Genomic DNA, 15,221 nt, shown 5'->3' with positions numbered 1-15,221 from the left:
GGGCGTTTGAGGATAACCCCAACGCCCGCTTTAACGGTAACTAGCTGAAATTGCTAATTACTTTTTGTCGTCTTTAACTTCTTCGAACTCAGCATCAACAACATCATCAGCAGGCTTTTCTTGGCCAGCATCGTGCGCTTGACCTTCTGCTTCACCTTGAGCTTTAGCTTGAGCAATTTCCATTAACTTAGCAGACGCTTCGATTAGCGCTTGAGTTGCTGTATCAATGGCTTCTTTATCTTTGCCTTTTATGGCAGTTTCTAAAGTTGCGATTGCTGCTTCAATCTTTTCTTTTTCGTCACTAGCTAGTGCATCGCCAGCTTCTTCAACTTGTTTTTTAGTTGAATGAGCTAAACCATCTGCTTGATTACGCGCTTTAACTAACTCTTCAAATTTAGCATCTTCATCAGCATGAGCTTCAGCATCACGTACCATTTGTTCAACTTCTTCATCAGATAAACCTGAAGAGGCTTTGATAGTAATGTTTTGTTTCTTACCTGTTTTCTTGTCTGTTGCAGACACATGTAAGATACCATCAGCATCAATGTCGAACATCACTTCAACCTGTGGTTGGCCACGTGGTGCTGGCTCAATACCTTCAAGGTTAAATTGACCTAATGACTTGTTAGCACTCGCTTGCTTACGTTCACCCTGAAGTACGTGAATAGTCACGGCACTTTGGTTATCGTCAGCTGTTGAGAATACTTGCTGAGCTTTAGTCGGGATAGTGGTGTTCTTCTCGATAAGCTTTGTCATCACACTGCCCATGGTTTCAATACCAAGAGATAGTGGGGTAACGTCAAGTAGAAGTACGTCTTTCACTTCACCAGAAAGTACGCCAGCCTGAATCGCCGCACCAACAGCAACCGCTTCATCAGGGTTAACATCTTTACGAGGCTCTTTGCCAAAGAAGTTAGTTACTGCTTCTTGTACTTTAGGCATACGAGTCTGACCACCCACAAGAATCACTTCATTGATATCTGATATTGATAAATCAGCATCAGCTAGTGCAACTTTAAGCGGCTCTAGAGTACGTTGAATTAAATCTTCAACTAATGACTCTAACTTAGCACGAGTAATTTTAACCACTAAATGCTTAGGACCTGATGCATCAGCAGTGATGTAAGGCAAGTTAACTTCAGTGTGGTTAGTGCTTGAAAGCTCGATTTTTGCTTTTTCAGCGGCTTCTTTCAAACGTTGCATTGCTAAAGGATCTCTACGAAGATCTAAGCCTTGGTCTTTTTTGAATTCATCAGCTAAATAGTTAATCATACGGTTATCAAAGTCTTCACCACCTAAGTGAGTATCACCATTGGTTGCTAGTACTTCAAATGTTTGGTCGCCATCGTTGCTGTCAATTTCGATGATAGAGATATCGAATGTACCACCACCTAAATCGTATACAGCAACAATGTTGTCGCCTTGTTTCTTGTCGATACCGTATGCAAGTGCAGCAGCAGTAGGTTCGTTGATAATACGCTTAACATCAAGACCTGCGATACGACCAGCATCTTTAGTGGCTTGACGTTGTGAATCGTTAAAGTAAGCAGGAACGGTAATAACCGCTTCAGTCACTTCTTCACCTAAAAAGTCTTCAGCAGTCTTTTTCATCTTTTTCAAGATTTCAGCTGAAACTTGTGGTGGTGCCATTTTGTTACCACGTGACTCAACCCATGCATCACCATTATCAGCTGCGATAATTTTGAATGGCATGATGTTCACATCACGTTGAACTTCGTCATCTTTAAAACGACGACCGATTAAACGCTTGATGGCAAAGAATGTGTTTGTTGGGTTGGTTACAGCCTGACGCTTTGCTGGCTGGCCTACAATAATTTCATCATCGGTATAAGCGATAATTGATGGGGTTGTGCGATCACCCTCTGCGTTTTCAATTACGCGTGCTTTGCCGCCATCAAGGACTGCTACACACGAGTTTGTTGTGCCTAAATCGATACCAATAATTTTGCCCATGGGGTCCTCCGAAATTGACGTTAGTCGTCACAAATATGTTATTTGATGTTGATATGGGGATGAACAACAAGTATTTCAAGCATTTTGTTGCTTAACTTGAGATTCAAAATTAACCACTCATATCAGCCTTGATACCTATATTGGGACAACAAAGTGAATTACAAGGGGATAAGTAAATATTTATCCTGTTTTATGGATTTTTTTATGCGAGCCATACCAATAATGTAAGGTGGGTGAACAATAAGTCACAACCACAGCCAAAATAAGCGAAATAGTGAAAAAAAACAGTAAAACCAGCCGGAATAGTGCAGTAACAAAGCGTAGACACGGTAATACTTTACCGAAAGGCACCCACTCTAATGATGAGTTAGATTGTAATAGCGATATAATCGTTACTCATACCAGTATTGAACTTATTAAGCACATCGTTCATTTTCAATCGACATTGGTTTATATCATATTAACCTGCTTGGCATTTCAGCGGTGTTAGTCGTATTTTGCTGTCACACTGCAAACAAAAGCATTAAATAACGCTAATCATTTGATAAAAAATACAACTAGCGTTATAAAAGTATATATAGATGTTTAAAAAAGTACTAAAAATTCAAATGATTGTAGAGGAAGTAAGGCAATGGGACTGCCAAGATGGAATTTCAGTGATAATACCGAACGTAAGATACGCATTGTTACCTTAGCAATTGTTATGGTAATTCTAGTTTATGAAAAGTTTTATGGCGTAAGTACCACACAATATCCAGCTATGTATTTGTGTGTATTTTCACTTATCGCCACTTTTATGACCAATGCAGTACAACGTCGATATTTCACTTATGTGATGGAATACGCGCAAGCATTTAGAATTGTGGCGATATTAATGACTTGTTCCTTTTTTGCAATTTGGTTATTAACCACCTATGAGCGTTTGGTTGAGCCAGTAACGCCCAGTCATCTTATTTATAATTTATAGCGCTCTCTTATAGCGTCTCTCAGCACAAACATTAAAGGGCGCTTATTTGCACCCTTTATTATAAGTACAACAAAATGCATTATTGCCTACAGGTGTAATCACCCCAAGCTAGCCACTTGTATGTGGTCAGTGCATCTAACGCCATTGGACCACGGGCATGTAATTTCTGGGTGCTCACGGCCACTTCAGCGCCAAGACCAAATTGTGAACCATCGGTGAAACGAGTACTGGCATTCACATACACTGCGGCGGAATCTACTTGATTCATAAAGTCACTCGCTGTGTGAATGTTATCCGTTAAAATGGCTTCAGAATGCCCTGTAGAATAATGACGGATATGCTCCACGGCTTCGTCAATATCGTTAACCACTTTGATCCCTAACGTGAGCGATAACCACTCTGTTGAAAACGATTCATCATGTGCAGGTGTAACATCAAAACCTAACCCATCGAGATAAGGTAAAGTTATTGCACAAGCATGGAAATGAACCCCAAGTGAGTGTAAATGTGAGGCAATATTAGGAATAAATTCGGCAGCAACCTGTTGATGTATTAATAATGTATCTAAGGCATTACACACAGTCGGGCGTTGAACTTTAGCGTTGGCAATCACATCGATTGCACGCACTAAATCGGCTTGTTTATCGACAAATAAATGACAGATGCCAATGCCGCCTAAAATGACAGGAATACTCGATTGCTCAGCACACAATCGCTGCAGGTTTTGTCCACCACGAGGGATAATCATATCAACATATTTGTCGAGTCTTAGTAAGCCACTGACAAGACTCCGCTCTGGTGAATCAATGAGCTGCACGGCATCTTTAGGTAAATCTAAACTCACCAGTGCATCACGGATAACTTCACTTAGCACTTTATTTGAGGTTAGGGTTTCTTTACCGCCACGCAAAATCACTGCATTACCGGTCTTTAACGCCAACACGGCAATATCAACGGTGACATTTGGCCGAGCCTCATAAATAACCCCCACCACACCTAATGGGACACTGCGACGAGTTAAGCGTAAGCCGTTATCCAATACCCGACTGTCTGCTTCTTTGCCGACAGGGTCGACTAGTGCGATGACATTATCAATGTCAGCTATAATTCCGCCTAGCCGCCCTTCGTCCAGCATCAACCTATCTATCATGGCTTCGGTTAAACCACTTTGCTTCGCTGCAATGATATCTTGTGCATTCGCTTGTAAAATATCATTTTTCCTCTGCGCTAAGTGGTCTGCAATCGTAGCTAACAATACGTTTTTTTGTTTCGCTGTTAAACTCGCTAAAATAAAACTTGCAGCCTTAGCACGTTGCCCTAATTGAGTTAAATATTCTGTTTCTGTGGCTGACATATGTTTATCCTTAATTATCAAGTACGACCATATCATTGCGATGAACCACGGCATCGCCGTAGTTATAGCCCAGTAGACTTTCTATATCATCAGAATGTTTACCGCTAATTTTGGTTAAATCATTGGCGCAATATCGGCTAATGCCTTTAGCCAAAATCTTACCGGTTTGATTCACAATCAGTAAGGTCGCCCCGCGCTCAAAATTGCCTTCAACATCGACAATGCCTTTAGATAATAAACTACGACCATTAGCAACAACGGCAACCGATGCTCCAGCATCTACAACTAATTTACCTTGTGAAGCAGGACCAGCCAAGATCCATTGTTTGCGACTTTCTAATGGATTTTCGATTGCACTAAAATGAGTGCCGACAGACTCCCTCGCCGCCACTTTGGCAATAACATCAGGGTGATGACCGGAAGCGATGACAACTTCTATGCCCGCTCGTCGAGCCACATCCGCCGCTTCAAGTTTAGTCGCCATTCCGCCCGTTCCAAGTCCTGACACTGAACCGCCAGCCAATAAACGTAAACTGTCGTCAATATTGACAACTTGTTTAATTAACTGTGCGTCGGGATGGGTGCGTGGGTCGGCATCAAATAAGCCTTTTTGGTCGGTCAGTAAGATAAGTAAATCAGCATCGCAAAGTAAGGCTGCACGGGCTGATAAATTATCATTATCACCCACTTTAATCTCATTGGTTGCAACTGCATCATTTTCATTAATTATCGGGATAATATTATGAGCTAATAATGCATTTAAGGTGTCGCGCGCATTAAGGTAACGTTCACGATCTTGTAAATCAGCACGAGTTAACAATAACTGGCCAACATGCAACCCGTAAATACTGAACAATTGTGACCAAGCCAAAATTAACTGACTTTGACCCACAGCTGCAAGTAACTGTTTATTGGCCATAGTGTCTGGCAACACTGGATATTGTAAATGCTCTCGCCCAGCAGCTATAGCGCCTGATGTACACAATACGACTTCAACGCCTGAACGCATAAGCGAGGCCATTTGCCTGGCTAATTCAACCATATGTGCTTTATCAAGCTTTTTACTGCCCGATGTCAGCACGCTGGTGCCTAACTTAACTACTACGCGGCGATAACCCATTTGTATTACTCAGCTTACAAAAAATATTCAGTTCATTTTTATACCCAATTCACTCGATAATTCATAGTGAAAGCCGCTAATACTGGAATATTTGTCTAGATTAACCATTTTCAGGTTAATAAATAGTTATCAAACAGTCCTTAATCCTGCTAACTCAGTTGCATTGAGCTGCAATAGGGTAGTTATTGGCGCCTTATTAGAAAAACAAAAAAAGGGCTAATAGCCCTTTTTTATATTGGCTTTAGCCAATTTATTAACTCACTGTACTCATGGACAGCTAATTAACCGTAAATAAACTTGGCAATAAACAATGCGGCCACCACTAAAATACCTGGATTTAAATCTTTAAAACGCCCTGTCATCAATTTGATCGCAGCATAAGAAATAAACCCAAGCCCAATAGCATTGGCAATAGAAAAGGTTAACGGCATTAATAAGCAAGTCACGACAACAGGAGCGGCTTCAGTTAAGTCTTCCCAATCAACATTGACTAGGCCAGACATCATTAAAATAGCAACATAAAACAAGGTTCCAGTTGTGGCATACGCTGGCACCATACCCGCTAATGGCGACACAAATAACGCCGCTAAAAACAGTAATCCAACTACAACGGCAGTTAAACCTGTGCGACCACCTGCACTCACCCCTGCGATACTTTCAATATAGCTAGTGGTAGTTGATGTACCCAATGCAGCACCAGTGATCGTGGCGACGCTGTCTGCGGTTAAGGCACGTTTTACTCGAGGTAAACGGCCTTTTTCATCAAGCAGTCCGCCACGTTGAGCAACAGCGACTAAGGTACCTGATGTATCAAATAAATCGACAAACAAGAAGGCAAAAACCACCGATAACATGCTCACTTCTAATACACTAGACAAGTCCATCTTCATAAATGTCGGTGCAATAGACGGTGGCATTGAAATTAAGCCTTGGTATTGCACATCGCCAAATATCATTCCCAGAACAGTCACAATTAGGATACTGAAAATAACAGCACCCTTTAAGCCACGTTGAACCATAGCAATAATTAAGAAGAAACCTAACGCAGCCATCAATGCAGGAAATGAGGTGATATCGCCCATAGTCACTAATGTTGCAGGGCTAGCCACTACAATACCGGCATTTTTTAAGCCAATTAAGGCTAAAAATAATCCAATACCAGCTGCGATACCAAAACGTAACGACATTGGAATACTGTTGACTATCCACTCGCGGATCCTAACTAAGGATAAAATTAAGAAACACACTCCTGACATAAAGACCGCGCCAAGTGCTGTTTCCCAGCTATAACCCATTTCACCAACAACGGTGTAAGTAAAAAAAGCATTCAGTCCCATACCCGGAGCCAATGCAATCGGGTAATTAGCTAATAACCCCATAACTAAGCAACCGATGGCAGCAGCTAAACATGTGGCAACAAATACTGCACCATGATCCATCCCTGCATCAGCAAGCATCATAGGGTTAACAAAAATGATGTAGGCCATCGTTAAAAAAGTAGTCAGACCGGCCACAGCCTCTTGCTTAAGACTGGTGTTGTTCTGTTTAAGTTTAAATAGTTTTTCTAACATGGAACGGGGTTCCTTGGGCAAAGGTTAACATTGGATTAATGGTTAAATTGCTACAGATGAGGATGCGGTAAGCCTTGTGCTACTGACCATACTCGCTGAGTCGACATCATTACAGAGGGCTTTCTTTATTGCGGGGAATTATAAATACTTACGACCTTGATAGCTATCAATAGCCTTTTTGTTGAAAGATTTCAGTTTTTTAAATAGCGCACTAATCAATTAGCGATTAACCAATTAACTTGAATCTAACTAAAAGCTAGCTGAATTTAAGACAAAAAAAAGCCTACTCAATAGAGTAGGCAGACATGTTACAAGCATCCCATATGGGGAAAGGAAAGCTAGCACCACTTAACGTGATGTGGCGATAAATTAATTAATTTACCACCCTGTCTAAAACCGTCAAACGAGACGAACAAAAGGTTGATGGATATTAAAACTACGTAAAGAGGGTCAATTCTTAACGTTTCATGGCGAATATACCGCCACGTAAAACTGTTACGTCGGCAAACCAAGTGTTCTGCCAATAAAATTTGCTGTTACCTGTATAAGACATAGTCATGCTCCTGATTAAAGTAAAGTTGTATAAACCTAGTAAAGCTTGGCTCGGTTCCCTGGAACGTACATTTCTCAAATCCATTGAGACAACTTGTCACTCAGATCCTTGGAGGTTATATCCATCCTGGATTAACTAGAGTCGACAAACACATTGCTTGTCGACGAAGTGAATTATACAAAACTGTAATTTAATTACAAGTATTATTTGCTTTAATTCACAAAAACATCATTAAAAGTGATTTAATTACAATTACTTCGTATTAAAACTATGTATAACTATTGTTACCAACATGTGAACTATAAATAAAACCATTATAAAACAAATGATTATATATAATATCACTACAGCTTTGAAAGCTGTAATAAAGCAACCAAAGGGCTTGCAGTTGGCTTTCCATACAGAGGATCGCCCTCCACCGCACTGCCTGCAATATCAATATGGGTAAATGCCAGCTCTGTTTGAGCTAATCCAGAGGCTTTTATCAAGAAAGCGGCAGGATATTGATGCCCACGGGCCGTAATTGAAGACGGACCATTATTCGATGACACCACATCTGCAGCGCCATTTTTATCGGCAACTTTATCAAAGTCTTCTGGACGTAATCGTGAAACCTCAAATGGTTCACCCCATAACTGACCCACTTCAGCGAGTGTTGCTGCAACCCCTTGCTTTTTAGCCGCGCTATTTTCAACTAATGCAGGGTAACCACCGTAGGCTCGCACAACATGACCGGTTAACGTCGCCACCGAAAATAATTGTGGATTCACTGCGGTTTGAGCCTGTATTCGCAAATGCGATAATAAGTCAGCCAATACTAAGCGACCTTCTGCATCAGTATTACCAATACGGACTCGCACACCTGCGTGGCTAGTAATGATCTCATCGGTGACAAATGCATCACTGCCAATACTGTTTCTTACTAATCCGAGTTCAGCAATGACTTTAATACCTTTAGGTTTCAGTATTGATAGTGCTTTCATTAAACCGGCAACTGCTGCCGCGCCACCTTTATCACGACTCATTCCAGCCATAGAACCTGCAACTTTAATATCAGCGCCACCAGTGTCGTAAACCACACCTTTGCCAGCAAAGAATAAGGTTTTTGTAATAGGGCCTTCACCAACATATTCAAGCTTTACCACTCGAGGATGATGACGTGCAACATCAAAAGAGCTTCTACCCACTGCGCTGAGTAATGGGTATTGCGCTTTTAACTGCTCGACTTGATCAACCACAGATACAGCCAAACCGCTATCAGCAAAAGCATCAACACAATATTGTGCAAACCCAATAGCCGACATACGCTCAGGTTCTGTACCACAAAGATCGCGCGCCAATACTCGTCCAGATTCTGCCGCATTAAGTAATAAACTATGGGTGGCAGTATTCAATAGTCCAATCGCGGTTAAACTCGGTTGTAAAGACTTTGCTTCTCGCGCCTCTAACGGTTGCCAAAGCTCTTGCCCACACGCCAGTGCGGCAACTTGTTCTGCATTAGCAAAGCGATTGTCAATTACACTTGGAACAACTAGTAAAGGTTTAGTGGCACCTGCGGCTTTAGCAATGGCAATACCTTCTCGAGCGGCTTTGGCAAAAGTCCTGACATCGCTATACTCATTGTCGCTATCTGTCACTGGGGAGATAATCAAACGACCACCGGCTAACCCTGGGGCAAAAAGCAACGTGGCACTTTTACCGACACGGAAATCTATTTGACTAGCGTGTGCAGCAAGCAAACTCACTTCATCTTGTTTGATCTCAGCTAAACTCGTCGCTATCACGACAACAGCGTCCCAACCTTCGCCTTCAAAAATAGCCTCATCAGTTGTGACATCAATAATTGGTACTTGGAACGCGGTAAGCGCTTTATTCACTTGGGTCATACAAGATCCTTACTCTTTAGGAATATAGATAAATTAGTGGGTTCATAATTATTTACAGATTTGTGGACTAAACCTTGGCAAATCGCTATCGCAATATCAAGTAACTGCGCAGAATATGTTAAAATAGTGGCAGTAATATTTTGTGTCGTATATCGACTTGATTTCATCTTAGAGGGCGTTTCGTGACTGCATTAACTCAATTATATCCTCAGCCTCTATGGCAATGGTTTGAACAAATTTGTGCTATTCCACATCCATCAAAACATGAACATGCGTTATCACAACATATTCAACAATGGGCAAAAGCTCAAGGCCTTGCGGTTGTTGAAGACAAAGTGGGTAATTTAATCATCCGTAAGCCTGCTACTGCAGGAATGGAAAACTGCAAAATAGTGGTGTTACAAGCGCACATTGATATGGTGCCGCAAAAAAATGCCGACAAAGTACATAACTTTGAAACCGATCCGATAGAAGCCTATGTAGACGGTGATTGGGTTAAAGCCAAAGGCACTACCTTAGGTTCAGATAACGGTATTGGCATGTCTTCGGCGCTGGCCGTTTTAGGCAGTAAAGACATTAAACACGGGCCACTCGAAGTGCTGCTCACCATTGATGAAGAAGCTGGCATGACTGGCGCCTTTGGTTTAGAAGCCGGTTACCTTGATGCTGAAATTTTAATTAATACTGATTCAGAGCAAGAAGGTGAAATCTACATGGGTTGCGCCGGCGGTGTTGATGCACAGATAAGTATACCAATGTCTTGGCAAGCACCAGAACAAAGCAACGCCAGCTTTTCACTGACTATGTCGGGTTTAAAAGGCGGCCATTCTGGTGTCAATATTCATCTTGGTCGTGGTAACGCTAACAAGTTATTAGCGCGATTTTTGTTTAAATACAGTGACGAATTAGCCCTAGAGCTGGTCAGCTTTAGTGGTGGTTCGCTGCGTAATGCGATTCCACGTGAAGCTAACGTTCAATTGATGTTGCCAGCTGAAAATGTTGAAGCATTAAAACAAGCTATTGAGTCATTCCAAGCGTTAGTGCGTGAAGAGTTAGCCGTAGCTGACCCATCGATGTTACTCACATTAGCCGCTATTGATGCACCAACAAAAGTCATGGGCGAAGAAGCGCAAAATACCTTAATCGACTTATTACATGCTTGCCCTAACGGCGTAATGCGCATGAGTGATGAAGTGGAGGGTGTGACTGAAACATCACTAAATATAGGCGTGATCAGTACTGAAGATGAAAGCGTAGAAATATTATGCCTTATTCGTTCATTAATCGATTCGGGGCGTGAAGAAGTCACCGGTATGCTAACCGCACTATCAAATCTATCGGGTGCTAGCATTGATTTAAGCGGTGCTTATCCAGGTTGGAAACCAGACACTAGCTCATCTGTTATGGCAATTGTGCGTGACACCTATAACGATATTTATAAAAAAGATCCTACTGTGATGGTTATTCATGCGGGTCTTGAATGTGGTTTATTTAAAGAACCTTATCCACATATGGACATGGTATCGATTGGTCCGACGATTCGCTATCCGCACAGCCCAGATGAAATGGTTAACATCACCACTGTTGGTCAATATTGGGAATTACTGCTAGCTGTATTAGAGCGTATTCCTGCTAAAGAGGCGTAATCAATCAAGTGATTATGGCCAAGATTATAATTGGCGGATAAGCTATAAATCAAAGGCGACAGCAATGTCGCCTTTTTGCTCTCTATGGTATCCGTTATAAAATGGGCGCCTAAAATTGTAAATCGAGTTGAGTAATTTGATCGGCACTATTCTCGGAAGAAACCAACGTCACATCCGCTAGGCCAACGCTCACACCGAGTAACCGAATCCCTCGCCCTTGGCTTCGTTGTAATGCTTGCAGCAATAATTCATGAAACAGGTTAATTGAAATCTCATCACTGCGATGCTCGATGGTGGTCTGCTTAAAATCATTAAATTTCAGTTTCACAACCTGCTTATGGATCTGTCTATCTTTCGCACTCCGATGAACCCGAGCACTCAGCTCTTGAATAAGCTGTGGTAATACTTGATGACATTGCTCTAACGTAAAAATGTCTTTAGCTAACGTGGTTTCAACCCCTACTGACTTACGCACTCGGTGCGGGCTAATTTGCCTTGAATCGATACCTTGTGCACGCTCAGACAACACATGGCCAAACTTACCAAAGGCCTCAATTAATTGCACTTTAGGGTATTGTTGCACGTCATAACAAGTGGTTAAGCCAATATCGGCTAACTTTTTTGAAGTGACTTTACCGACGCCAGGAATTTTACTCAGAGGTAGGTCTTTTACAAAATCAGCAATTTGATTTGGGGTGATAACATATTGTCCATTAGGCTTATTTAAATCGGATGCAATTTTGGCTAAAAACTTAATGGGTGCAATACCTGCTGAAGCCGTTAATCCAGTGACCTCATAAATGTCATCACGTATCGCTTTGGCAATTAATGTCGCACTGCCTTGATGAGCATCGCAATCTGTGACATCTAGATAAGCTTCGTCTAAAGACAATGGTTCGACAAGATCAGTGTATCGATGAAAAATCTCACGTATTTGGAGTGACACCGATTTATACACCTCCATGCGTCCAGGCACTAAAATTAACTGCGGACATAACTGCAACGCATGATAACTGGACATAGCACTTCGCACCCCAAATTTGCGGGCTTCATAACTGCAAGTACTTATGACACCACGGCGATCACTTCTGCCGCCAACAGCAATGGGTTTTCCTCTTAACTCAGGAAAATCACGCATTTCTACCGCAGCAAAATAACAATCCATATCGATGTGAATGATTTTACGCATTCTATAACCATCATCATTAGCCCAATTAAAACCATGATACTGTACATATAAACAGTATTCAATCATTGCTTATTATTAATATAATGAATAAATGTGACTCAAGATATTTTTAAATGTCAAAAGCTAGCTTCAAGCCATCCTAAAACGCAATAAAACATTATTCTGAAAAAAGCGAAATCATCTAGCAAATTATTCAATTTATAAATTGATTGTAGACAACATTCTTATGACTTCAATTCGATTTATTGAGTCATTCTTTCTTTTCAAAAGCAGTACAAAATCATAAGCGTTTAACCGTAATTGACTATCTAGCAGTTGAGGGTCACTGCCTTTGCTCAGTAAGTATTCAACTAATTTTTTATCATTGAGTAAGATTGCGGCATGAAGAGGCGGTAGTCCATCAATTTTACTTTTAGTATTAACGGAGGCACCATTGTCGATAAATTTATCTAAATAAACATATCTTTTTTTCTGATTAGAAATGCCAAATAAAAATGCTATACCACCTACAGACTGAAGATCATCTAAGTCTTGTTTCGTTAATCTAAAATTAAACAAATAAAATTCACAGAACGAATTTGGTATGTAATGCGTATTATCTTCGACACTGCATAATACAACATCTTCAACACGGCTATTTTCAAGAGAATAAATAGCACCTAATGAATACATAATAATAATAGTAAAAGCGCATCCAATTAGTAACTTAAGTTTCATTTTAACTCCATATAACTTTGTTATTTAGGTTAAAAGCTAAAATACCAAAATGTCGACTGTTTGTTTTTGCTATTCCATTTAAATACAACACTAAAACACGACCGAAGCTGTATGATAGTTGTTCTCTCACTCTGTCATAGATTTTTATTTGCATTAAGTCTTTAGCTGTTGCATGACTAAACCAATGTTTTGCAGCGCTGCGCCCAAATTTTATTATGACTTTTTTAGCACCATCTTGAGGATTCATTGTTGATCGAAATAAAGAGTCGATAAATCCCATCGCATAAGATGCATCGACAGCCTCAACTAACAAGCCTTGAGCAAACTCACGAACTTCATCAGTAATATCTAACTCATCTATAATCGAATGTTGACTCGAAAATATGAACTTTAAAATAATTATAGTTTCATCATTATCAAATATGAGTTCACTGCTTTTGAAGTTTTTAAGGTGTACATTTCCATTTCCATTTCCATATAGTTTAAAATATGTCCTATTAAAAACTAAATATATCAATTTAATTAGAAAAAAACCATTATCACTTTTAATATATCTCTTCCAGAGCAGGGTGAAGACCTCGGACGTTTTTTAAACAAAAATAGTTTATTTAATGAGTTGTTATAGCCCATAAAATCTTCATGGCTTGGACTATTTTTTGTTTGCAGGTTAAACAAATAGTTCAAAAAGCAAGCGCTAATGCGGTTAACCTGTCTTCCAGAGCCTCCACATGAGTGTTGAAATGACACAAAAAAGCCCAAACGCAGTTGGGCTTTATTAACATGTAACATAGCAATTAAGACATTACATTTTGGTCTGTAAATAGTTTTGTAAACCAATACGTTCGATTAGACCGAGTTGCTTTTCTAACCAGTACATGTGGTCAGATTCAGTGTCATCTAATAACACTTCTAAAATTTCACGGCTTTGGTAATCAGCTTTTTCTTCACATAACGCGATAACTTTACGCAAATGATCAGCTACATGATATTCGTATGCAAGATCATTTCTCAGCATTTCTTGCACATCTTTACCAATATTCAGCGCTTCACGGCTGCCAACATCTGGAGTGCCTTCTAAAAACAAAATGCGTTGAACTAATTTAGCTGCATGCAACTTCTCGTCGTCTGACTCATGCAGAATACGGGTATACAGTTCATTGAACCCCCAGTCTTCATACATGTGAGCATGGACAAAATATTGATCCATGGCAGACAATTCGCCGGTTAATAAACTATTTAAAGCGTCGATGACTTCTGGATGGCCTTTCATGATAATTTCCTATTAGTCGTTAATTTGTGATTGAAGATAATTTTGAATACCGGTTTGATTGATTAGCTCTTGCTGCGACTCAATCCAATCTAGATGCTCTTCTTCGTCTTCGAGTAAATCTTCAAATAAATCGCGGCTAACATAATCTTGCTGAGTTTCGCATACCTTAATGGCTTCACGCAAAATGGCAATTTGTTCCGTAATTGCAGTTAGATCACAGCTAAGCATTTCTTCAGCATGTTCACCGATGCGCAATTTATCTAACTGTTGTAGGTTAGGTAAACCTTCAAGAAACAATACACGTTCAATCAGCTTGTCAGCATGCTTCATGTCTTCAATCGATTTTTTATACTCTTTCTCATTAAGCTTTTCCAATCCCCAATGCTTAAACATGCGAGCATGTAAAAAGTATTGGTTAATGGCGGTCAGCTCACAGGTAAGTACACGATTGAGTTGGCTGATGACTTTAGGATGACCTTTCATAGTAATGTCCCTCGATAAATAATGTGATCTCGATCAATTACAAATAGGATAAAACACTATAGGGGTAATTGCAAATTTTCCTTTATTTTCACACACTTACAATTGATAACCATTATCATTATAACTAAGCTTTGTAACTCGTTAGCAATACATAAACATAAAAAAAGCCTTCAAAATGAAGGCTCTTTACAAAGCATCAGTTTATTAACGTAAGCTTTAGGCAATTAACGGTGTTAAATAATTCGATTTTGATTTAGCAACTCATTGCGAGCTTGCTCTTTTTCCATACGGCGTTTACGTTTGTCACATGGATCATCACAGTCACACGCTTTTTCAATTCCTAAAACACCTAAACCACCACAACTACCTTCTACCGCTTTCTTCTTTACGATATAGCCGATAGACATTAACAAAAAGAACAATAATAACACTACAAATGCTGCTATAAATGTACTCATTACAAACTCCAATTACTCATTCAGATAAGGGTA

The 15,221-nt window shown here is 40.2% G+C and carries 13 protein-coding genes; 2 read left to right on the top strand and 11 right to left on the bottom strand.

Features of this window, described 5'->3' with window-relative positions; all coding sequences use genetic code 11:
- Positions 1 to 57 precede the first annotated feature (57 nt).
- Positions 58 to 1,974 (bottom strand): molecular chaperone DnaK, encoded by a 1,917-nt coding sequence (gene dnaK, locus AAEY98_RS01950; protein WP_101085774.1) that lies wholly within the window; start codon positions 1,972 to 1,974, stop codon positions 58 to 60.
- A gap of 631 nt (positions 1,975 to 2,605) precedes the next feature.
- Here dnaK and AAEY98_RS01945 point away from each other — a divergent pair.
- Complete coding sequence (locus tag AAEY98_RS01945) at positions 2,606 to 2,941, top strand: hypothetical protein (protein ID WP_335689975.1); 336 nt, start codon at positions 2,606 to 2,608, stop codon at positions 2,939 to 2,941.
- A gap of 79 nt (positions 2,942 to 3,020) precedes the next feature.
- Here AAEY98_RS01945 and AAEY98_RS01940 read toward each other — a convergent pair whose 3' ends face one another.
- From AAEY98_RS01940 to AAEY98_RS01925, 4 genes are all read right to left on the bottom strand, one after another.
- Positions 3,021 to 4,295 carry a glutamate-5-semialdehyde dehydrogenase gene (locus tag AAEY98_RS01940; RefSeq protein WP_351014717.1) on the bottom strand — a complete coding sequence of 425 codons (1,275 nt, stop codon included), beginning with the start codon at positions 4,293 to 4,295 and terminating at the stop codon, positions 3,021 to 3,023.
- 10 nt (positions 4,296 to 4,305) lie between these two features.
- Positions 4,306 to 5,415: a glutamate 5-kinase gene (gene proB / locus AAEY98_RS01935; protein WP_162022517.1), complete on the bottom strand. Its 1,110-nt coding sequence runs from the start codon at positions 5,413 to 5,415 to the stop codon at positions 4,306 to 4,308.
- A gap of 281 nt (positions 5,416 to 5,696) precedes the next feature.
- Complete coding sequence (locus AAEY98_RS01930) at positions 5,697 to 6,986, bottom strand: NCS2 family permease (protein WP_101085784.1); 1,290 nt, start codon at positions 6,984 to 6,986, stop codon at positions 5,697 to 5,699.
- 897 nt (positions 6,987 to 7,883) lie between these two features.
- Positions 7,884 to 9,425, bottom strand: coding sequence for a M17 family metallopeptidase (locus tag AAEY98_RS01925; protein ID WP_351014715.1), 1,542 nt, complete (start codon positions 9,423 to 9,425; stop codon positions 7,884 to 7,886).
- 182 nt (positions 9,426 to 9,607) lie between these two features.
- On the opposite strand from AAEY98_RS01925, the gene AAEY98_RS01920 reads away from it, so the two are divergent.
- Positions 9,608 to 11,071, top strand: a complete 1,464-nt coding sequence (locus AAEY98_RS01920; RefSeq protein ID WP_101085788.1) for an aminoacyl-histidine dipeptidase — start codon at positions 9,608 to 9,610, stop codon at positions 11,069 to 11,071.
- A 109-nt stretch (positions 11,072 to 11,180) separates the two neighbouring features.
- Here AAEY98_RS01920 and dinB read toward each other — a convergent pair whose 3' ends face one another.
- The 6 genes from dinB to nqrM form a co-directional block, all read right to left on the bottom strand.
- The gene (gene dinB, locus AAEY98_RS01915; protein ID WP_351014713.1) at positions 11,181 to 12,260 is read right to left on the bottom strand and encodes a DNA polymerase IV; all 1,080 of its coding nucleotides are present in this window, start codon (positions 12,258 to 12,260) and stop codon (positions 11,181 to 11,183) included.
- A gap of 198 nt (positions 12,261 to 12,458) precedes the next feature.
- Complete coding sequence (locus AAEY98_RS01910; RefSeq protein WP_192115817.1) at positions 12,459 to 12,977, bottom strand: ankyrin repeat domain-containing protein; 519 nt, start codon at positions 12,975 to 12,977, stop codon at positions 12,459 to 12,461.
- A gap of 1 nt (position 12,978) precedes the next feature.
- Complete coding sequence (locus tag AAEY98_RS01905; RefSeq protein ID WP_351014710.1) at positions 12,979 to 13,494, bottom strand: hypothetical protein; 516 nt, start codon at positions 13,492 to 13,494, stop codon at positions 12,979 to 12,981.
- Between the two features lie 285 nt (positions 13,495 to 13,779).
- Positions 13,780 to 14,247, bottom strand: a complete 468-nt coding sequence (bfr, locus tag AAEY98_RS01900) for a bacterioferritin (RefSeq protein ID WP_059746496.1) — start codon at positions 14,245 to 14,247, stop codon at positions 13,780 to 13,782.
- A 12-nt stretch (positions 14,248 to 14,259) separates the two neighbouring features.
- Complete coding sequence (gene bfr / locus AAEY98_RS01895) at positions 14,260 to 14,730, bottom strand: bacterioferritin (protein ID WP_101085791.1); 471 nt, start codon at positions 14,728 to 14,730, stop codon at positions 14,260 to 14,262.
- A 233-nt stretch (positions 14,731 to 14,963) separates the two neighbouring features.
- Complete coding sequence (nqrM, locus tag AAEY98_RS01890; protein ID WP_011636430.1) at positions 14,964 to 15,188, bottom strand: (Na+)-NQR maturation NqrM; 225 nt, start codon at positions 15,186 to 15,188, stop codon at positions 14,964 to 14,966.
- Positions 15,189 to 15,221 lie beyond the last annotated feature (33 nt).

This window comes from Shewanella sp. AC91-MNA-CIBAN-0169 (assembly GCF_040310165.1).
In the GTDB taxonomy this organism is placed as follows: domain Bacteria; phylum Pseudomonadota; class Gammaproteobacteria; order Enterobacterales; family Shewanellaceae; genus Shewanella.
This window is presented reverse-complemented; position numbering and strand designations above follow the sequence as displayed.